The organism is Streptomyces sp. CB02009 (assembly GCF_001905825.1).
Taxonomy (GTDB): Bacteria; Actinomycetota; Actinomycetes; order Streptomycetales; family Streptomycetaceae; genus Streptomyces.
This window is the reverse complement of the sequence record NZ_LIVV01000002.1, coordinates 220,303-240,560: the sequence shown is the minus strand read 5'-3', so window position 1 is coordinate 240,560 and position 20,258 is coordinate 220,303. Positions and strand designations below refer to the sequence as shown.

Genomic DNA, 20,258 nt, shown 5'->3' with positions numbered 1-20,258 from the left:
TGGTTGATCGCGTCGTTCACCATGCGCTCCTTCGAGGAATCCGTGCGCGTCACGGGTTCTGGGGCTATGATCATCCATAGTTGTTGAAAGCGAAACTATATCGCTTGACGAGGACGGACGGAGAGGGGTCGGGCATGAGCGACACGGAGGTCGAGATTCTCTCCGCGCGGGACGTCCCGCTGGGCGGGCCGCGCGCCATGACCGTACGGCGCACCCTGCCCCAGCGGTCCCGCACCCTCATCGGCGCCTGGTGCTTCGCCGACCACTACGGCCCCGACCGGGTCGCAGAGTCCGGCGGCATGGACGTCGCCCCCCACCCGCACACCGGTCTGCAGACCGTGAGCTGGCTCTTCAGCGGCGAGATCGAGCACCGCGACAGCCTCGGCAGCCACGCGTTCGTACGGCCCGGGGAGCTGAACCTCATGACCGGCGGCCACGGCATCAGCCACACCGAGGTCTCCACCCCCGACACCGCCGTCCTGCACGGGGTGCAGCTGTGGGTGGCTCTGCCCGACGCGCACCGCCACGCCGAGCGCGACTTCCAGCACCACGCCCCGAAGCCGGTGCGGCTCGACGGCGCGGAACTGCGGGTGTTCCTCGGCTCGCTCGCCGGCGATACCTCCCCCGTACGCACCTTCACCCCGCTCCTCGGCGCCGAACTCCTCATCGACCCCGGCGCCACGGTCGTCCTCCCCGTCGATCCGGCGCACGAGCACGGTCTGCTCGTCGACGAAGGGGACGTCCGGCTCGCCGGAACCGTCCTCCGCCCGGCCGAACTCGGCTACGTCGACACCGGGCACGACACCCTGACCCTGACGAACGAGTCCGACCACCGCGCGCGGACGGTCCTCATCGGCGGTACGCCCTTCGGCGAGGAGATCGTCATGTGGTGGAACTTCATCGGCCGCAGCAACCAGGACATCGTCGAGGCCAGGGAGGAGTGGGAGCGCGCCTCCGACCGGTTCGGCCACGTCGACGGATACCCCGGCGACCGCCTCCCCGCCCCGGCCCTGCCGAACGCCGCACTCACCCCCCGCGGAAACCCGCCCCGCGCCTGAGCCATTCGCCCGGGCCACGCACCCGCGGCAGGCACCCGAGCCCCGCGCCATCGCACCGCATCGCGGCGCACCGCACGAACCCTCGACCCTCGACCCTCGACCCGAGAGGCACGCCATCATGACCGAGCAGGCAGCAACCACCCCCGTCGTCCGCCGCGTCGACCCCCGCCACCGCTACGAGATCCTCGTCGACGACCAGCGCGCCGGCCTCACCGCGTACCGCGACCGCGACGACCGGCGCGTCTTCTTCCACACCGAGATCGACGACGCCTACGCGGGCCAGGGCCTGGCCTCGATCCTGGTCGAGCAGGCGCTGACCGACGTGCGCGCGTCCGGGATGCGGATCGTGCCGGTCTGCCCGTACGTGGCCAAGTTCCTCAAGAAGCACGAGGAGTTCGCCGACATCACCGACCCGGTGACGCCGGAGGTCCTGCAGTGGCTGGAGGGCCAGTTGGCCCGCTGACCTGCGCGGCCCCGGACCCGTCGGCCCCCGGGCCAGGCACCACCGACCCAGGCACCACCGACCCAGGCCCCACCGGCCCCGGCGCAGCCCCGACCCGGACCCGCCGCTCAGCCGGCGGGCGGGGCCAGGACGACGAAGTCGGCGTTCGACGGGTCGAGGCAGACGGCGAGCCGTCCGACGCCCTCCGCGTCGTCCGGCCCCATCTGCACGTTGCCGCCGCTCGCGGTGACCCTGGCCACCGCCGCGTCGCAGTCGGTGACCGCGAAGACGGGGTGCCAGTACGGCCGCCCGTGCGCGAGCGCGAGGTCCGCCTCGCTCACCTGCATGAGGCCGCCGTGCATGCGCTCCTCGGGCAGTCCCGCGGGGGTGATGACCGTGTACGTGCCCTCCCCGCCGGGCATCGGCATGTCGCTGTACTGCCACCCGAAGACACTGCCGTAGAACTGCTTGGCCGCCGCGGCGTCGGTCGTGTACAGCTCGGTCCAGGACAGCGAGCCCGGCGTGTCGACCTGCTCGACACCCTTGTTCGAACCCGGCTGCCAGACGGCGAACTGGCCGCCCAGCGGGTCGCTGTACTGCGCCATGCGACCCCACTCGTCGAGATCCATGGGAGCGACCCGCACAGTGCCGCCGGCCTCCTCGACGGCCCGGGTCGTGGCGTCCGCGTCGGCGACGCTGTAGTAGATCATCCAGGCGGAGCGCGCGCCCTTCTCGGTGAGCTTGCCGAGACCGGCGACGATCTTCCCGTCGCTCCGGAACATCCCGCCCTCCATGTCCTCCCCCTCCCCCATGGACTCGTAGTCCCACCCGAGCACACCGCCGTAGAAGGCCGCGGCGGCCGGGACGTCGGGAGCGCCGAGGTCGAGCCAGCAGGGGGAGCCGGGGACGAAGTCGGTGGTGATCATGGCGAAGGCCTTTCGCGGTTCCGGGGTACGCCGGGTACGCCCTCAGCCTCGCATCGGACACGGCCCCCCGCCCGTCGGCCGATCCGCGTCGGCGCGGGCCCTCCCCGGCACGGGAGCCGCCCCTCACCGAGCGCACGGTCCCTGCCGTCCCCGGCGTCCCCGGCGGACCGTCCGGAGACGCCCCGCCCAGGAGGGCAGACGGTCACAGACCCTCCCCCGGCTTCCGTCCCCAGGCCGTGAGCATGCCCGCCGACAGCGCGGCGCATCCGTCGGATCCCAGGTACCGGATCGCCGCGTCCACGGCCGCGTCGTCGACCAGACCGGTCGCCAGCATCGGCGCCCTGCTCCGCTCCCACGTGTCCGCCCAGAAACGGCTGATCGGGCTCCCCGCCAGCAGCGGCGGCACATGGATCTCGGCGGCCACGGGCAGCAGACCCGCATCACGCAGCAGTTGCGGGTACGACGGCACCCAGGAGACGTCCGTGCCGATGGTCTCCCTCAGCGCCTGCCACATCGCCCGCATCACCAGGGTGTACGGGGTGCCGGGCGCCCGGTCGCTCGTCAGGTCCACCGCGTCGCTGAGCACCAGCACGCCGCCGGGTTCGACGAGTTCGGCGAGTCTCCTGATCACACGGTCCCGCTCGGGGAGGTGCATGAGTACGAAACGCGCGTGGACGAGCCGGAACCGTCCGGGGTCGAAGTCCGGGTCGGTGACGTCGGCCTCGATGACGTCGAGGCCGGTCACCGGGCGCTCGACGAGAAAGCGCACATCGCGGTCCACCGCGAGCACGCCCGTCACTCCGGCCTCGTCGAGCAGGCGACGGGAGACCGTTCCCGTGCCGGCTCCGACGTCCAGGCACCGCCACCCCGGACCGACCCCGAGCGCACGGAAGCGCGCCATGGTGATGTCGTCGTAGGCGAGCGCGCCGTAGTCGATGCGCTCGCCCTCACCGGCCCGTTCGGGAGGGAACACGGCCTCACCGTAACGGCCTTCACCCGGTACGCCCCCGCGCGGGGCGGTGGTCACGCCGTCACCCGGGTGCCGGGGCGGGCGTCGGGCTCGACGCGCTCCGGCGCCCGGTCGGCGGGACCCGGCAACGGCGGTTCCTCGAACGGTGTCATGACCGGATCCCTTCAGGTGGGGGGCGGTTCCGGGTGGCGGGGAGCGTCGCCGCCGTCCTGGACCCCGGCGCAGCGGCCACCTCCCGTCGATCCTGCACGGACCACCGCCCGCAGGTCCGAGGCGCGCCGCGCCTGCGCCGATCGGGCGTCCCGAACCCGCCCCGAACCCCGAACCCGCCGCGCCTGACCCAGCCAGACCCGCCCCCTGGTCCGCCCCCCGAACCCCGGACCCACCGCCCCTGGTCCGGCCCGAACCCCGGCCCGCGCACACACCGCTCCACCCTCAACCATTGACAGGTCCATCTCACTCTCACCATTCTTGAGAGCGCTCTCAACCCCAAGACCCCCCACCCACCCACGGATTCCCCCCACACGGAGTCCCCACCTCCGAGGAGCCCCACGTGTCCGCACACCGCAGGCGCAGGCACAGCCGCGCCGCACTCGTGACCCTGGCCGCCGCCGCGCTGATCGGCACCGTCGTCACCGTCGCCGGCCCGTCCGACACCGTCCAGGCCGCCGTCCCCGCGACCATTCCGCTCACCTTCACGAACAACTCCGGCCGCGGCGAGCAGGTCTACGTCTACAACCTCGGCACCGAGCTCTCGACGGGCCGGCAGGGCTGGGCCGACGCGAACGGCACCTTCCACCCCTGGCCGGCCGGCGGCTCCGTCCCCGTCCCCGCACCGGACGCCGCCATCGCCGGTCCCGCCAACGGCGGATCGATGACGATCCGGCTGCCGAAGTTCTCGGGCCGGATCTACTTCAGCTACGGACAGAAGCTGGTGTTCAAGCTGGCGACCGGCGGTCTCGTCCAGCCCGCGGTGCAGAACCCCAACGACCCCAACAGGAACATCCTCTTCAACTGGTCCGAGTACACGCTCAACGACTCGGGCCTCTGGCTCAACAGCACCCAGGTCGACATGGTCTCGGCGCCCTACGCCGTCGGCGTGAAGCGGCCCAACGGCACCGTCGCGAACGCGGGCCGCCTCAAGCCCGGCGGCTACCGGGGCTTCTACGACGCCCTGCGCGGCCAGCCCGGCGGCTGGGCCAACCTCATCCAGACCCGCGCCGACGGCACCGTGCTGCGGGCCCTGGCCCCGGGCCACGGGATCGAGGCCGGCGCGCTGCCCTCGGGGGTGATGAACGACTACATCAACCGCGTCTGGACGAAGTACGCCTCGTCGACCCTGACGGTGACACCGTTCGCGAACCAGCCGTCCGTGAAGTACTTCGGCCGGGTCTCCGGGAACGTCATGAACTTCACCAACACGTCGGGGGCCGTCGTCACGTCGTTCCAGAAGCCCGACTCCGACAGCGTCTTCGGCTGCTACAAGCTCCTCGACGCCCCCAACGACCAGGTGCGCGGCCCCATCTCCCGTACGCTCTGCGCGGGTTACAACCGCTCCACCCTGCTGACGAACCCGAACCAGCCGGACACGTCATCGGCCGACTTCTACAAGGACGCGGTCACCAACCACTACTCCCGCAAGATCCACGCCCAGATGGCCGACGGCAAGGCCTACGGCTTCGCCTTCGACGACGTCGGCGCGCACGAGTCGCTGGTGCACGACGGCAACCCGCAGCAGGCGTACGTCACGCTCGACCCGTTCAACTAGGGCGACGGGGCCGACAGAAGGACGGTCGAACCGTCGGCCCGCCGCCGCACCGGCGGGCCGACGGGACCGGCCGGACCGACGGAACCGCTCCCGACCTGGTCGCGAGCCGTGCGAAACGGGCGGCGGGCAGCTGGGCCGATCAGCCCGCGAGGGACGCGCTCAGCCAGTCGCGGTAGCGGGTGGCCGCCAGGTGGGCACCCGTCCCCGGCGTGAGGACGTCCCCGGGGACGGCCGCGAACAGGCCCGCCCGGTCGTCGACGACGACGGGCCGGTCGTCACCGCGGGCGGCCAGGGTGATCCGGCCGATCTCGTCCAGTGCGAGGACGTCGGGCCCCGCGACGTCGAGGGTGCCGTTCAGCGGCTCCCCGACGGCGACGTCGGCGAGGGCGGCGGCCACGTCCGCGGAGGCGATCGGCTGCAACGGGGTGGCGGGCAGACGGACTTCGCCGTCGGTCGCCGTCCAGGACAGCACGGCGTCCATGAACTCGAAGAACTGCGTGGCGCGGACGATCGAGTACGGCGCGGGGCCGTCGCGCAGCAGGTCCTCCTGGAGCACCTTGGCCCGGTAGTAGACCAGGTCGGGGACCTGGTCCACGCCGACGATCGAGAGCGCGACCTGGTGGCGTACGCCCGCGCGTTCGCCCGCGCCCAGCAGGTTGGTCACGGTGGTGCGGAAGAAGTCGAGCGACTGGTCGTCGAAGGTCGGGGAGTTGCTGACGTTGACGACCGTACGGGCACCGGCGAGCGCCTCGTCCAGGCCTGCGCCGGTGAGCAGGTCGACCCCCGAGGAGAGGGAGGCGGCGACCACGTCGTGACCCGCCTTCCGGAGCAGGGCGACGACCTGGGAGCCGATGAGGCCGGTGCCGCCGATGACGGTGATCTTCATGGTGTGCCTTCCTTCGCGGACCCCGCGGGGCCCCTGGGACGCAAACTCGGATACCCGATGTCCGAGATGATACTCGGATAGGATGTATCCGAGTCAAACGGGGAGGCGACATGAAACTGTCCGGTGGTGTGGAGTGGGCACTCCACTGCTGTGTGGTGCTCACGACCGCGAGCCGACCGGTGCCCGCGGCCCGCCTCGCGGAGCTGCACGACGTGTCGCCGAGCTATCTGGCCAAGCAGATGCAGGCACTGTCGCGGGCCGGCCTCGTGCACTCGGTCCAGGGGAAGACCGGCGGATACGTGCTGACCAGAGGGGCCGCCGAGATCACCCTGCTGGACGTCGTCCAAGCCGTCGACGGGTCGGATCCGGCGTTCGTCTGCACCGAGATCCGCCAGCGGGGACCGCTGGCGACGCCGCCGGAGAAGTGCACGAGAACCTGCCCCGTCGCCCGCGCGATGGGCGCCGCGGAAGCCGCGTGGCGCGCCTCGCTCGCGGGCACCACGATCGCCGATCTCGTCTCGACGGTGGAGGACGAGAGCGGGCCGGAGGCACTCCCGGGAATCGGCTCCTGGCTGACGGCCGGGACGGACCCGACCACGGGCGCGTCCTGACGCGAGGGCTCGACGGGCGAGGGCCCCGCATGCACGGGCCCGACGGGGCCCCCACGCACGGGCCGGACAAGTGCGGCCCGCACGCGCGGGCCTGACGGGTGACATCGGTGCGGGTCGGCGGTGCCTCCGCCACCGGCCGGAGGCGCGGCGCCCGATACTCCCGCCATGAGACCAGCCCGCTCCCTCTTCCGGTCCCGCGCCGCCGCGGTCACCGCCCTCGCCGCGCTCCTCGGGCTCGGCTCCCCGGTCACGGCCCTCGCCCCGAACCACCCGATCCCCGACTTCGGCTGACCCGCGCGCACCGCCGCGACGGCTCCGGCCCGGCGACCATACCGCCGCGACGGCTCCGGCCCGGCGACCACACCGCCGCGCCCGCTCCGGCCCGGCGACCGCCGCCGGGCCGGCTTCCCGCACCCTGCGGGAAGGGCCTTCCCCCAGGGTGCGGATACGGCCAAGAGGAGGGACGCGCTCCGGCCGCGAGCGCGCGGTCCCCGGAAGCGCGGCGGGCACGGCGCAGCGGACGGTCCGGGGGCACCGGTGTCGCACAAGGATCGCCCGGCCGTCATGGTGCCGTCACAGAGCCGTCGTGGCCCCATCGCACGCGGGGCCCTCCGGATGGCCGGAAACCGTGCACCCGGATCCCCCACGCCCGTCACGCCGTTGATCAGCTCACATACTGCGCTCACCTGTCGGCGGGCGTCGTTGCGCCCCGGCCGGAACCGACCACTCGACCTCATCCCAAGCTCCTGGGGGAGACTTGCGCGCACATGTGAAGAGAACACGTGCCTTCACCATCGCAGCGGCCACATCCGTGGCCCTGGTGGCAGGCATGACCGGCCCCGTGTCGGCCGCGGCCGACACCCCGCGCCCCGGCGGCGACCAGCGGATCCCGCTCGTCACCGGCGACCGCGTGGTGGTGAACGCCGAGGGCCGGATGGTGGGCTTCGAAGCCGCCCGGGGCCGTGAGCAGATACCCGTACAGGTGCAGCGCGTCAAGGACCGTACGCTGGTCGTGCCCAGCGACGCGCAGCCGCTGATCGCCGCCGGCAGGCTGGACCAGCGGCTCTTCGACCTCGATGTGCTCACCGACGCGCGGCTGCGCGAGAGCCACCGCGACGGGCTGAAGCTGATCGTGCGGTACGAGGGCGGCGCCGGTGCCGCACGGGCCGAGGTGCGTACGGCCGGCGACACCCAGCTGCGGCGGACGTTCCCGACGCTGGGCGCCGACGCCATCCGTACCTCCCCGGACGACATCGCGAAGGTGTGGGACGCGCTGACCGACCGGCGGAGCAGCGGCCTGCGGGCCACCGCCCCCGGCATCAGCACCGTATGGCTGGACGGGGTGCGGTCGGCGAGCCTGGACCGCAGTGTCCGGCAGATCGGCGCCGACAAGGCCTGGGAGGCCGGGTACGACGGCACGGGCGTCAAGATCGCCGTCCTCGACACCGGCGTCGACAAGACCCATGACGACCTCAGCTCCCAGGTCGTCGGCGAGAAGAACTTCTCCGCCTCCCCCGACGCCGTGGACCGGGTCGGACACGGCACCCACGTCGCCTCGATCGCCGCGGGCACGGGCGCCAAGTCCGGCGGCCGGTTCAAGGGCGTCGCCCCCGGCGCCAAGCTGATCAGCGGCAAGGTCCTCGACGACGACGGCTTCGGCGACGACTCCGCCGTCCTCGCCGGCATGGAGTGGGCCGCCGCCGAGGGCGCGGACGTGGTCAACCTCAGCCTCGGCAGCCCCGACAGCCCCGGCGTCGACCCGCTGGAGGCGGCGGTCGACCGGCTGTCCGCCGAGAAGGGCATCCTGTTCGCGATAGCCGCGGGCAACGAGGGCGAGAGCGGTGCCTCGACGATCGGCTCGCCGGGCAGCGCCGACGCCGCGCTGACCGTCGGCGCCGTCGACCGGGACGACCGCCTCGCGGCCTTCTCCAGCACCGGCCCGCGCGCCGGTGACGGCGCCGTCAAGCCGGACGTGACCGCGCCGGGCGTGGCCATCGCCGCGGCCGCCGCTGCCGGAAGCGCGATCGACACCCGCCCCGGAACGCCCCACCCCGCTCCGGGGTACCTGCAGATCGACGGCACCTCGATGGCCACCCCGCACGTCGCGGGCGCGGCGGCGATCCTGAAGCAGCGTCATCCCGACTGGAAGTCCACCGAACTCAAGGGCGCGCTGACCGCGTCCGCCAAGGCCGGCGACTACACCGCCTTCCAGCAGGGCTCCGGCCGCGTCCAGGTCGACAAGGCGCTGACGCAGAGCGTCATCGCCGATCCCGTCTCGCTGAACTTCGGCACGGCGCAGTGGCCGCACGCGGACGACCGGCCCCTCACCCGGAAGGTCGCCTACCGCAACCTCGGGAGCACCGACGTCACCCTCGACCTGTCGGTGGCGACGCTCGACCCGAAGGGCAAGCCGGCCCCGGCCGGGTTCTTCACGCTCGGCGCCGACCGGGTGACGGTGCCGGCCGGCGGCCGGGCCGAGGTCGACCTGACCGCCGACACCCGGATCGGTGACGCCGACGGCAGCTACTCGGCCCACGTCACCGCCACCGCCGCGGGCCAGTCGGTCCGCACGGCCGCGGTGGCCGTCCGCGAGGCGGAGTCGTACGACGTCACGCTCCGGGCCGTCGGCCGCGACGGCGCCGACGCCCAGACCTTCCACAGCACGCTGATCGGCGTCTCCGGCGCCGCCGCCGGTTTCGAGACCCGCATCGACAACGAACCGGGCAGCCACACCCTCCGGGTCCCGAAGGGCACGTACACCTTCAACACGGCCGTCTACCAGGACCCGTCGGACTACACCAAGGGCACCGACTGGATCGCCCAGCCGAAGCTGGAGATCTCCGGCGACACCACCGTCACCGCCGACGCGCGCATCACCAAGCCGGTGGACCTCACCGTGCCGGGCATCGACGCGGTGGACTACGGCGGCACGTACTACGAGCTCGGCGGCACCGACATCGGCCGGGTCGGAAACGGCTGGGTCCTCAGGAGCTTCGCCGGTTTCCGCACCGCCCACCTGGGTCCGGCCGTCACCGACGGCTCGCTGCTGCAGACCTGGGACGCCCACTTCCTCAAGGACGCCACCAGCCAGTACTCGGTGGCCTTCGGCGGCAGGACGACCAAGGTCTCGACGGGCTACACCAAGCACGTGAACGCGAACGAGCTGGCCACGCTCAAGGTCGGCCTCGGCGCCTCCGCCCCCGGGAAGTCCGCCCTCGTCTCCCCCTTCGCCCGCATCCCGGGCGCGCCGGAGGGCAACGGCTTCTCCGACCTGCAGCCGGCGCCGGGCACGCGCACCTTCTACGTCTCCACCGCCGACGACGTCGAGTGGGTCACCAAGTTCACCCAGGCGGGCGAGCGCGACCAGTGGGGCTACCCGGCCTTCGAGGGCAGCTGGGAGATGACCCGGCCGAAGCGGTACGAGGCCGGCCGGACGTACCGCGAGACGTTCAACACCGGTGTCCTCGGCCCGCTCCTCGGCGGGAACGCGGGCGTGTTCCGCACGGCGCCCGACCCGGCGACGGGCGAGCAGCAGCTCGTCGGCTCGCTGCCGCTGCTCGCCGACGGCACGGGCCACTCGGGGTACTCCCCGTACACCTCGGCCACGTCGACGCTGTACCGCGACGGCGTCAAGGTCGCCGAGAACGACGACGCGCTGACCGGCTCCCAGCCCTTCACGGTCGACGGCTCCGACGCCGAGTACCGCCTGGTGACGTCCGTGGAGCGCTCGGCGCGGCTCGCCGCCGCCTCGACACGTGTCGAGACCGGCTTCACGTTCCGTTCGAAGCCGGTCACGGCGACCACCGCACTGCCGGTGTCCACGGTCCGCTTCTCCGCCCCGGTCGACCTCGCCTCCCGCGCCCCGGAGCACGCTCCGGTCGTCGTCCCGGTGACCGTGCAGGGCTCCGCCGCCGGAAAGAACCTCATGTCCCTGGAGGTCTCGGTGAGTTACGACGGCGGGAAGACCTGGCAGCGTGTTCAGGTCCGGAACGGCGCGATCTCCGTGAAGAGCCCCGCGAAGGACAACGGGATCTCGCTCCACGCGGTGGTCAAGGACAAACAGGGCAACACGTCGACGCTGACGGTCCACGACGCGTGGCTCGGCAAGTGACCCCGCTCCGTTAGACATCGGACGCCGGACGGGGGACCGTTCGGCGTTCGCACCCGCACGGCGCCACCACCCTCGGGTGGTGGCGCCGTGCGGCCGTGACGGCCCCGTGCGCGTCAGGCGGAGTCGCGCCTGATCCTGGCGAGGAGCTGGACGATGCGCTGCTGCTCGGCCGCGGCGCCACCGCCCAGGAGACGGGGGGCCGGCTCGGCCGGGACCGCGTACGGGCGGGAGCGGGCGGCCGTCCGGTCCCGGTGCGCGCCGACCGCGGCGCCGATGATCCAGGAGCCGGCGACCGGGTCCTGGACGGCCCTCGGGAGGCGGGACGACGCGAGCCACGGGGTCGCCGGGACGGGCGGGGATGCCTGCGGGATCTGGACGACATAGGTGAGGCCGGAACCCCGGGGGTGTTCCCGCGCCGTGAGGTCTCCGCCGTGGGCGTCGATGATCCCGCGCGCGACGAGGACGTGGGCGGGGTCGTTCACCGCCGTGGGGCCGGAGATCTCGACGCGCAGCCGGTCGCCGCGCAGCGACGCCGTGATGACGACGGTGGTGTCGGCCCGGGGCACGGCCCCCGCGCGGGAGCGGGCAGACCCCGCGGAGGTGACCCCGGACGCGTCGGCGATCAGATGGGCCAGCGCGGTCGACGTGCGCGCCGGATCGACCGTGACGACGACGGGCGGGGCGTGCACGGCGAACTGCGTCCGGTGCGGACCGGTGAGCGCGGAGGCCTTGTCGATGCCGGCGGTCACGAGGGTGCCCAGGGTCGTGGGGTGCCGGGCGACGGTGGGCACCGTCTCTTCCCGCTGCCGGGGCTCCGGATCGACCGCGGCGGGCGCGTCGGCTCCGTCCGGCCGCAACCCGGCGAGTACGGCGGTCAGTTCGGCGTGCCGGGCGGCGAGAGCGGCGTATCGCTCCGCCTGCTTCCCTCGCTCGGCGGCGTGCCGTGCGATCAGCTCCTCGTAGGGCCTGCGGTCGGTGAAGGTCATGACGGCGCCGACGATCCGGTCCCCGTCGCGCACGGGGGCGGTGGTGAGGTCGACGGGTACGGGGGCGCCGCCCCTGGACCACAGGACCTGGCCGCGCACCCGGTGCTTCCGGCCGGACCTGAGCGTGTCGGCGAGCGGGGACTCCCCGTACGGGAACGGGGTGCCGTCCGCGCGTTTGCCGAGGATCAGCGGATGCAGCTCGGCGCCGTCGAGCTCGGCGGTGCGGTAGCCGAGGATCCCGGTGCAGGCGGGGTTCGCGAGGACGACCCTGCCGTCGGTGTCCGTGCCGACGACGCCCTCCGAGGACGCCCGCAGAATCATCTCGGTCTGCCGTTGCGAGCGGGCCAGTTCGGCCTCGGTGTCCGGGATGCCCGTGAGATCGCGGACCACGAGCATCAGCAGCTCGCCGCCGGCGCACCCGGGGTGCAGCCCGTGCGGGTCGTTCCCCTCCTGGCCGTCCTCCAGGCCGACCGCGGTCACCTCCACCGGGAACTCGGCGCCGTCCGCGCGTCGGGCGGTCATCCGCTTGGCCGTGGTCATGGCCCGCTCGCCCGCGGGCTGCGGGCGGTGCGCGGAGCGCGGGACCAGCCGTGTGTCGAACGTCGGCAGCAGATCCGGCAGTTCGCGTCCGACGAGCGCGGTGCCGGGGGTCTCGAACATGCCGAGGGCGACGGTGTTGGCGTTGACGACCGTGCCGCTGCCGTCGACCAGCACGAGGCCGTCGGGGAGGGCGTCGAGGAGGGCCGCGAGGCGGGCGGCGCCTCGGGAGAGGGGCAGGACCATGGCGACGTTTCCTTTCCGGGCCCGGGAACCGGCAGATGTCCGGATGCCGGGACGGCCGAACCTGCGCGGGGAGGAGGGTGGGAGCCCAGCGGTGGTGGGTGAGCTACGGAAGACCTAACCATCCGGTGGTGGCATATGTGAGGTGCGGACGTGCGGGACGGCGATCCTTAAGGGTTCCTTGAGGTCTTGATCAGGCTGGGATGAGGCGGCCCGGAGTGCGGCCCCCCTTCTCCCGTACGGCATGACGATGTGTCATATATCGTGTCTCGTATGACACATGAGCAGTAGGTTTATGCCATACTTCTTCCGCGTGCACGAGGTCACCCACTTCCCTGGGGCACCTCCGTCCTGCCCGGCGTCCCCCGCTGGAGGGCAGGGCGTCATCTGCGCGCGCTCCGCACGGCGCGGATGATCCGGTCTCCCCCGTCCGGCCGTCCGCGCCGTGCGCCTTCCGGATTCCTCCGGCTCCCCGACGGCTAGGCCGTCAGGGAACGGTGGCGGCCCGTGGGCCGGAGTGCGGCCGCGGACGTCTCGCCGACATCGGCATCGGCATCGGCATCGGCCGTGCCCTCGTCCTCGACGGCCGAGGGCAGCTCCAGGACGTAGGTGCTGCCGCTGACGCCCGGCGCCCGGTGCGTGCGAAGCGTCCCGCCGTGGGCGGTGGCGATGCCCTGGACGATGTCGACGTGCTCGCGCGCCCCGCCGTTGTAGGGGCCGCGCACCTCGATGCGCAGCAGGCTGCGCTGGTGGAGGGCCGCGACGAAGACGTGGTGCGGGCCGAGGTCGGCCGCGTCGTCCTCGGTGTGGATGACATCGGCGATCAGCCGGCCGACGGCGTTCGTCATGTCGTCGGGGTCCACATGGACGAGGAGCCTCGGGGCGTGGACCGAGAACCGCACGCGCCCCGGTCCCGCGAAGGTCGCCGCCGCCCGCACTCCTGCCTGCACCACCTCGTCGATGAGCACCGTGCGCCGCTGCGGTCCCACCGGTGTGCTGTCGTGGCGGTACGGCTGGGACCGGCTGTCCACGAGGGCCATCGTCATGCGCACGTCGGCCGCCAGCGCTTCGAGGCCGGCGGTCGCCTCGGGCCACAGCGGGCGGGAACTGTCGTCCGCCAGCCGGCTCAGCTCGGCGTACAGGTGGTGCAGCGCCCCCATCAGGGGGCCGGAGAGGAACTCGGTGAGCTCGCGGGTGTGGCCCACGGCCCGGTCGGTACGCCGCTGCTGCCGTTCGAGTTCGGCCTTGTGGTTGCGGAGGCAGCGGGTCTGCGCGGCGACGTACTCGTCGGCGAGCCGCTCGTAGGGGCGGAGGTCGGTGAGCGCGACGACGGCGCCGACGACCCGGCCCTCCTCGGTGACGGGGCGGACGGAGACGTCCGCGGTCAGACGGGTGCTGTCGCCCGTCCTCAGCTCCTGCGCGGGGAGCCTGCTCGGGAGGCCGGTGCGCAGGGCACGGGTCAGCGGGGCGTCCTCGGCGTCGAGGGGCTCGCCGTCGTACCCGAGGAACACGAGCAGGGAGCGCAGCTCGCGTCCGCCGAACTCGGAGGCCTTTCCGCCGAGCAGACGGGCCGCCACCGGGTTGACCAGGTCGATCCTGCCCTCGGCGTCGGTCCCGATCAGCGCCTCACCGGCGGTGCGGAGCACGGTCTCGGCCTGCAGGAGGGAGCGCGACAGCGCCGCTCGGTCGTCCTCGTCCGGCGTCACGTCCCTCAGCGAGATGGCCAGGGAGGAACCGTAGGGGATGCCCTCGTGGAAGGTGTGCCGGTCCAGTCGTACGGTGCTGATCTCGGCGGCGAAGCTCCGGCCCCCGGCCGCCCGGGCCGTGGTGCGGACGCGCGCCGTGTGCGGGTTTCCGGGGTCCTCGGGGGCCGCCGGCGGGCGGGTCAGGTTCCAGTCGAAGGACGGCAGGAAGTCCAGCACCCCCCGCCCCTCGACCGTGTGCCTCTCGTGTCCGAGCAGGGCGGCCGCCGCCAGGTTCGCCCTGACCACGGTGCCGTTGTCGTCGACGATCAGCACGGCGTCGGGAACGAAGTCCACCACGTCCTCGTGAGGCCGGACCGCGTGGCCCGCCGCCCTCTCGGGGGACAGCACCGCATGGCTGTTCTCGAAGTTCACCGCTGATCTCTTCCCGCCTGTCGGGCCGCCTGTGGGCTCTCGTTCGTCTGCGAGGCCGGGGCACGGGCGAGGGCGGGCCTCCCGCCCTAGCTTCTCGGGTTCCGTCCGAACCACGTCGTCGCCCGCCCACCGCCGGTCATGTGCCCCGCGCGTCCGCCACATGGAAACACGGGAGGGCCTGTTAGCCATGTGTGCGCACCCATACTTAGGACTTTCTTAAGGAAGGTGCCCGAGCATGCCATCGAGGTCATAAAACATGCGTCCGCCCACAGACATATGTCGGGTAGAGTCCGCCGGGACCTCGCGAGTCCTGACACATACACACTTCATGAACAGCCAGGGGAAATTCATGCAAGGCACGATCGACGGCTTCAGCTATGGGCTGGTCACTCCTGTCGCGGGGTACATCACGGCGTGCCTCGGATCGGCGCTGGGGCTGCGGTGCACGGTCCGATCGGTACGCAGCGGCCGCAGAATGCCCTGGTGGCTCTTTCTGGGATCGGCGTCCATCGGATGCGGGATCTGGACCATGCATTTCATCGGGATGCTCGGCTTCAAGGTGCGGGAGACCGCCATCGACTACGACGGGCCGCTGACCCTGGCGAGTCTGCTGTTCGCGGTGGTGTCGGTCGGTGTCGGCGTCGGTGCCGTCGCCTATCGGGGCACGCGCCTCCCCGTTCTCCTGGCCGCGGGCCTCTTCACCGGCCTGGGTGTGGCCGGCATGCACTACACGGGCATGGCCGCCATGCGGATGAGCGGCAGTGTCCAGTACGCGCCCACGACCGTCCTCGCCTCCGTGGCGATCGCGGTGGTGGCGGCCACGGCGGCGCTCTGGGCGGCGGTCTCCGTCCGGGGGCTGTCGGCCGCGATCGGCGCGAGCCTGGTCATGGGCGTGGCGGTGACCGGCATGCACTACACGGGGATGTCCGCGCTCTCCGTGGAACTCCACACCCATACGACGACCGGCGCCGGGACGGGGTCGCCGACCGCGGTCGTCCTGCCCATGCTGGTGGGAGCCCTGGCGTTCCTCATCGTGGCCGGGACCATCGTGATGTTCGACCCGCTGCTGATCCTCGGCGACGACGAGGCGGACATCGACCGGCGCCCCCGGGTCGCGCGCCGCTGACCCGCACCGGGCCCGTGCCCGGCGCCCGCTTCCCGGTGGTTCCACCGGGAAGCGGGCGCTTTTTGTTTATGTCGCAATTTCTTGGCCGTGAATTGGTCACATGGCCAATAGTGCTCGCCGATGGCATGCCCGATACCCGAAAACCGAGTATGTGAAGACCATGCCTTACAGTGGTCGTCGGCTTACGCAGCCGACCGTGCGCCGCAACACGCCATCAGGTGCACTCGGATTCCGCGTCCTCCCGTGGCATCCGCGGCGTGACCGCGAGTTCGAAGGGAGCGCGTGCCATCAGCAGACACAGCGACGTGTCGCGGCTCCGCACCCTCGAGTCGACGCCTCTCGGCACGGCCTGGGCCTGGTCCGCCGCGGCGCGGCACCACTGATGTGATCCCTCTCCGGAAAAGCGCAGAGCGACAAACGGAAAGCGGAACAGCGAAAAGCGGAACAGCCGACAGCGGAAAAGCGACGGGGCGACGCCGTGTGCGTCCCACCCCATTCGACGAAGAGGGAAGTATGCCGGGAGAAACAGAGCTCACGTCCGCATACAGCAGTAAGGTCGCCGACGATCTCCAGCACAATGTGGCGGAGCAGGAGCGGATCCGCGGTGAGGTCGCCCGTCTCACGGCCGAACTCGACGAGCTGATGCACGACCACGGCGTTCTTCTCAGTCTCCAGCAGGCGCTTCAGGCCGGCGCCGCCGAATCCGGCGGCCAGGTCCCCCGGCAGAAGGCCGGGAAAGCGGGGAAGGCCGGGAGAGGCGACAAGAATTCCGCTGCCGGAAAGCCCACGCTCGTCGAACTGATCCGCCATCACCTCGCCGCGAGCAGTGCTCCCTGCTCCGCCTCCGAAGTGACGACCGTCCTCGCCGAGCAGCACCGCGACCGGCACATCCAGACCACTGTCGTACGCACCTCCCTGGAGAACCTGGTCGCCAAGGGCCGTGCACACCGCACCAAGCAGGGGTCCTCCGTCTTCTACACCGCCGCCACCCCCGCCGAGTAGCGCGGCGGTCCCTCCTGCCCTCACGCCCGACGGGGCCGTCCGGGGCCGGCGATCCCCTCCACCGACGAGGGCTGACGGCGATCGCCGTCAGCGGCAGACGCCATCTTAGGAGGCGATCCGCGAGGGAGGGGTTAACGCGGGCTCTCCCTTGCCTTAAAGATCCTTAACCGGGCAGATGTGCGGTCCCGCCCCTCGGCGGTGGCCGCCCGGGGCGATGAGCCGCCGACCTCGCCCTGAGTACTTCGCAGCCGACACATGCCATGCCCTTGCCCCTCCTTCGACACCTGCCCCGGCCTCTCGGAACATATGTGTGTCACGTAGCGTGCCTCGCATGGCAAAGGTGCTTCTCGTCGACGACGATCCGTCCGTTCGCTCCGCCCTGCACAGGCGGCTCTCCGACGCCTCCTACACCGTGCGGGACTGCGGGACCGCTCTGGGCGCGCTGCGCGCCGTCCTGAACGAGCCGTTCGACGTGATGGTGCTCGACCTGGGCCTGCCCGACCTCGACGGGCTGGAGATGCTCAAGATGCTCCGTACCGTCTCGGACATCCCGGTCGTCGTCGTGACGGCCCGGCGCGACGAGCAGGAGATCGTGCGGGTCCTGGGCAGCGGCGCCGACGACCACCTCGTCAGGCCGTTCTCCGTGGAGCACCTCATCGCGAGGATGACCGCGGTGCTGCGGCGCGCGGCCTCCGGCAGCGGGGGCCTGTGCCCGGACGTCGTCGAGGTGGGCGGGCTCGCCGTCGACGGGGCGCGCCGCCTGGCCGTCCTGGACGGCTCCCCGCTCGACCTGACGCGCAAGGAGTTCGACCTCCTGGAGTACCTGGCGTGGCGCCCCGGAGTCGTGGTGGCGCGCAGCGAACTGTTCCGGCAGGTGTGGCTGCAGACCTACCGCGGGGAGCGCACGGTGGACGTCCATCTCTCCTGGCTGCGCCGGAAGCTCGGGGAGTCGGCGACCCGGCCCCGGTACCTTCACACGGTCCGCAACGTCGGGATCAAACTGGAGGCCCCGGGGGCGGCGGCCTGAGGGACGTGGCGGCCGCGTGGGTTCCCCGGCTCGTCAGCCCCCGAGCGCTTTCGGCTTTCCCTGGCTGCGCGGGCGTTCCTCGACCAGCCTGCCCCACACGATCATGCGGTAGGTGCTGGTGAACTCGGGCGTGCAGGTGGTCAGGGTGATGAACCGGCCGGGCTCGGTGAAGCCGGAGCCCTTGGGCACGGGTTCGATCACGGAGACGTTCGAGGGCGCGGTCTGCGGGAGGATGCTCGCCATCTCGTAGGTGTAGTAGGCGGTGCGGGTCTCGACGACGATGGGGTCGCCGGGCTGGAGCCGGTTGATGTAGCGGAACGGCTCGCCGTGGGTGTTGCGGTGGCCGGCGACCGCGAAGTTGCCCTGCTTGTCGGAGGGCATGGCCGTCTTGAGGCTGCCCTCGGCGTAGTGGCCGACCATGCCCTTGTCGAGGACCTTCGCCTTGTTGATGCCCTCGGCGACCGGGACGACGACGTCCAGCTTGGGGATGTACATGATGGCGAAGCCCTCGCCGGGCTCGAACGCCCCCGGCTTGCTGTCGTCCCCCGCGCCGTCGTCGTTGGCCCAGGTGTCCTCGATCCGCTCCTTGGCCCGGTCCGTCTCCTGCCCGGCCAGCACGTTCGTCCACCACAACTGGTACGTCACGAACAGCAGCATCACCACACCGAAGGTGATGAACAGCTCCCCGACCGCACGGCTGGCGATGACACCGACGCTGTCCTTGGCGGCGCGGGCGGCCCGCCGGGCCGCCACGCGGGAGAGCGGAGGCCCGTCGGCGACGCGGGCAGCGCCCAGGTCCGACGCGGGCACGGTCCGGCGGCGTCTGCCGCGGCCCTTCTTGGCGGCGGCGCGGCGGCGTTCGGCCCGGCCGGACCCTGAGACCGGAAGGGGTTCGACGGGTGCGTGCGCGGTGCGACGACGCCCGCGCCGCGCTCTGCCGCGTGTGCTGTTCCGGCCGGGGTCGACGCGCCATGGCATGTGCTTCTGCCTCCTGTTTTCTATGGCATCACCCGGAACTGTATATGCATGACCCCGGGTGCCGGCGCCCGGTGAAGTCGGCTGCTCGGAGGCCGATCTGGTGGCACGTCAGCCACATGTACATGTGTGGACGTGATGTGCGTCACTTATTAAGGGTTGTTTAAGAATCAACGTCGCGAGCGCCCGACTTTGCGCCACTCGTCCCCAGTTGACGCTTGTCTTGAGCGGCGGTCAAAGTCTCCTCTACTCCCTCCCACCTTCACCGCTTCACCACATATGGAGCACCCGCATGCGCAACAGGACTGCCCTGACCACCGCAGTCGCAGTCGGCTCCGCCCCCGAACCGGAGCCGTGTCCCGCGCCTGGTGACGACGTCTTCGGGAAGGTCGCCCGCCCCGGCGGCGACGGCCCGGGGGCCCGCGAACAGGACGTCGAGCTCTTCGACGCCACGCCGGGCCCGCCGACGGTCCCCGCGGCGGGTGGCTCACGCGCGCGCCACCGTGCGGGGAAGCCCCGGCACCTGCGGAGGGCCCCGCGGGCCCGGAGGGCCGCGCCCGCCGCCAAGCCCGTGGACCGGGGCGGCATGTCGCTGCCGCTGCTGATCACGGGCGCGCTCGCCGCGGGCATCGGACTGTCGGTGGGGCTGACCTCGGGGATGGAGCGGGAGCCCGCGGACAAGCTCAGCCTCACGATGCCCGATCTCCCGCCGCGCCAGGAGACCCCGGACGCCGAACCACCCTCCCCCGCCCGGACGTCGGGGCCGACACCCCCTTCCGGGCCCACGACGCCGGCCACCGCGCCCCCGACCACGGCCACGGCCACAGGCACTGGCACCGGCACGGCGAGGCCCCCGGCCGCCGGCCCGACCACCGCTCCGCCGACCGAGTCCGCCCGTACGACGAGCTCCGAGGCGCCCCGCACCACCACGCGGACCTCCCCGCCGCCCACGCACCCCGCCACCCACCGTCCCGACCCGGCCCCGAGCCGCACCACCCCGCCGCCCGAACGCCCGGACACCCGGGTCCTCCGCCTGGGCAGCACCGGGCCCGAGGTCGAGGACCTCCAGCGTCGGCTCCGGCGGCTCTACCTGTACTTCGGATCGGCCGACGGCACGTTCGGCCCCTTCTTGGAAGCGGCCCTGAGCCGCTATCAGATGCTCCGCGGCATCCACGAGGAGCGAGGCGTGTACGGCCCGCTGACCCGCGCCGCCCTCCAGGCCGAGACCCGTCGCGGCGACCGTCCGGACCACCGCGACCGGGGCGGCCGTGACAGGTGGAGCGCCCTGGGCGGATGGAGCGGCCCGGGCGGCACCGGCTGACCCCGCGACGCGCGGACCCCTCGGATCTCGGGAGCCGTTCCGGAGGAGCACGCACGAACCCCCGCACAAACCCCCGGGCACGAACCCCGCACCGCCCCGTACCCGTAGTACTCCAGAGCTACGCGGCAAGTGTCCCCCCTGGCGGGACGTCG

At 72.3% G+C, this 20,258-nt stretch carries 14 protein-coding genes and 2 pseudogenes; 10 read left to right on the top strand and 6 right to left on the bottom strand.

Annotated elements, in window-relative coordinates:
* The first annotated feature begins 134 nt into the window (after window positions 1-134).
* Together AMK27_RS08510 and AMK27_RS08505 are read left to right on the top strand one after the other, a co-directional pair.
* Entirely contained in the window at window positions 135-1,058 is a 924-nt protein-coding gene (locus tag AMK27_RS08510) for a pirin family protein (protein ID WP_079188301.1), read from the top strand.
* Between the two features lie 118 nt (window positions 1,059-1,176).
* On the top strand, window positions 1,177-1,521 hold the full coding sequence (locus tag AMK27_RS08505; RefSeq protein ID WP_073904409.1) for a GNAT family N-acetyltransferase: 345 nt from the start codon (window positions 1,177-1,179) through the stop codon (window positions 1,519-1,521).
* Between the two features lie 107 nt (window positions 1,522-1,628).
* Here AMK27_RS08505 and AMK27_RS08500 read toward each other — a convergent pair whose 3' ends face one another.
* The gene (locus AMK27_RS08500; RefSeq protein ID WP_073904407.1) at window positions 1,629-2,426 is read right to left on the bottom strand and encodes a VOC family protein; all 798 of its coding nucleotides are present in this window, start codon (window positions 2,424-2,426) and stop codon (window positions 1,629-1,631) included.
* 202 nt (window positions 2,427-2,628) lie between these two features.
* Window positions 2,629-3,453, bottom strand: a complete 825-nt coding sequence (locus AMK27_RS08495; protein WP_073904405.1) for a class I SAM-dependent methyltransferase — start codon at window positions 3,451-3,453, stop codon at window positions 2,629-2,631.
* 496 nt (window positions 3,454-3,949) lie between these two features.
* Here AMK27_RS08495 and AMK27_RS08490 point away from each other — a divergent pair, with 496 nt between their 5' ends.
* Complete coding sequence (locus AMK27_RS08490; protein WP_073904404.1) at window positions 3,950-5,164, top strand: glycoside hydrolase family 64 protein; 1,215 nt, start codon at window positions 3,950-3,952, stop codon at window positions 5,162-5,164.
* Between the two features lie 139 nt (window positions 5,165-5,303).
* Here the strand turns inward: AMK27_RS08490 and AMK27_RS08485 are convergent, their stop codons facing one another.
* Window positions 5,304-6,050: an SDR family oxidoreductase gene (locus AMK27_RS08485; protein WP_073904402.1), complete on the bottom strand. Its 747-nt coding sequence runs from the start codon at window positions 6,048-6,050 to the stop codon at window positions 5,304-5,306.
* A 110-nt stretch (window positions 6,051-6,160) separates the two neighbouring features.
* Here AMK27_RS08485 and AMK27_RS08480 point away from each other — a divergent pair, with 110 nt between their 5' ends.
* From AMK27_RS08480 to AMK27_RS08475, 3 genes are all read left to right on the top strand, one after another.
* Window positions 6,161-6,661, top strand: coding sequence for an RrF2 family transcriptional regulator (locus tag AMK27_RS08480; RefSeq protein ID WP_073904401.1), 501 nt, complete (start codon window positions 6,161-6,163; stop codon window positions 6,659-6,661).
* Window positions 6,662-6,826: 165 nt separating this feature from the next.
* The gene (locus AMK27_RS44150; protein WP_274535740.1) at window positions 6,827-6,952 is read left to right on the top strand and encodes a hypothetical protein; all 126 of its coding nucleotides are present in this window, start codon (window positions 6,827-6,829) and stop codon (window positions 6,950-6,952) included.
* A 538-nt stretch (window positions 6,953-7,490) separates the two neighbouring features.
* Window positions 7,491-10,772, top strand: coding sequence for a S8 family peptidase (locus AMK27_RS08475; protein ID WP_079188382.1), 3,282 nt, complete (start codon window positions 7,491-7,493; stop codon window positions 10,770-10,772).
* 464 nt (window positions 10,773-11,236) lie between these two features.
* Here the strand turns inward: AMK27_RS08475 and AMK27_RS41150 are convergent.
* Both AMK27_RS41150 and AMK27_RS08465 read right to left on the bottom strand, forming a co-directional pair.
* A pseudogene (locus AMK27_RS41150) lies at window positions 11,237-12,541 on the bottom strand (PAS domain-containing protein); the annotation flags it as partial.
* A 476-nt stretch (window positions 12,542-13,017) separates the two neighbouring features.
* Window positions 13,018-14,655, bottom strand: coding sequence for a PAS domain-containing protein (locus AMK27_RS08465; RefSeq protein ID WP_073904398.1), 1,638 nt, complete (start codon window positions 14,653-14,655; stop codon window positions 13,018-13,020).
* Window positions 14,656-15,004: 349 nt separating this feature from the next.
* On the opposite strand from AMK27_RS08465, the gene AMK27_RS08460 reads away from it, so the two are divergent.
* From AMK27_RS08460 to AMK27_RS08450, 3 genes are all read left to right on the top strand, one after another.
* On the top strand, window positions 15,005-15,781 hold the full coding sequence (locus AMK27_RS08460) for an MHYT domain-containing protein (RefSeq protein WP_079188298.1): 777 nt from the start codon (window positions 15,005-15,007) through the stop codon (window positions 15,779-15,781).
* A gap of 513 nt (window positions 15,782-16,294) precedes the next feature.
* Window positions 16,295-16,783 (top strand): hypothetical protein, encoded by a 489-nt coding sequence (locus tag AMK27_RS08455; RefSeq protein WP_073904395.1) that lies wholly within the window; start codon window positions 16,295-16,297, stop codon window positions 16,781-16,783.
* Window positions 16,784-17,114: 331 nt separating this feature from the next.
* Entirely contained in the window at window positions 17,115-17,810 is a 696-nt protein-coding gene (locus tag AMK27_RS08450) for a response regulator transcription factor (protein WP_073904393.1), read from the top strand.
* Window positions 17,811-17,843: 33 nt separating this feature from the next.
* Here AMK27_RS08450 and AMK27_RS08445 read toward each other — a convergent pair.
* Window positions 17,844-18,743: pseudogene (locus tag AMK27_RS08445) on the bottom strand (class E sortase); the annotation flags it as partial.
* Window positions 18,744-19,077: 334 nt separating this feature from the next.
* On the opposite strand from AMK27_RS08445, the gene AMK27_RS44145 reads away from it, so the two are divergent.
* A complete protein-coding gene (locus AMK27_RS44145; protein WP_073904392.1) occupies window positions 19,078-20,106 on the top strand; it encodes a peptidoglycan-binding domain-containing protein in 1,029 nt (342 codons plus the stop codon).
* The last annotated feature ends 152 nt before the right edge of the window (window positions 20,107-20,258 follow it).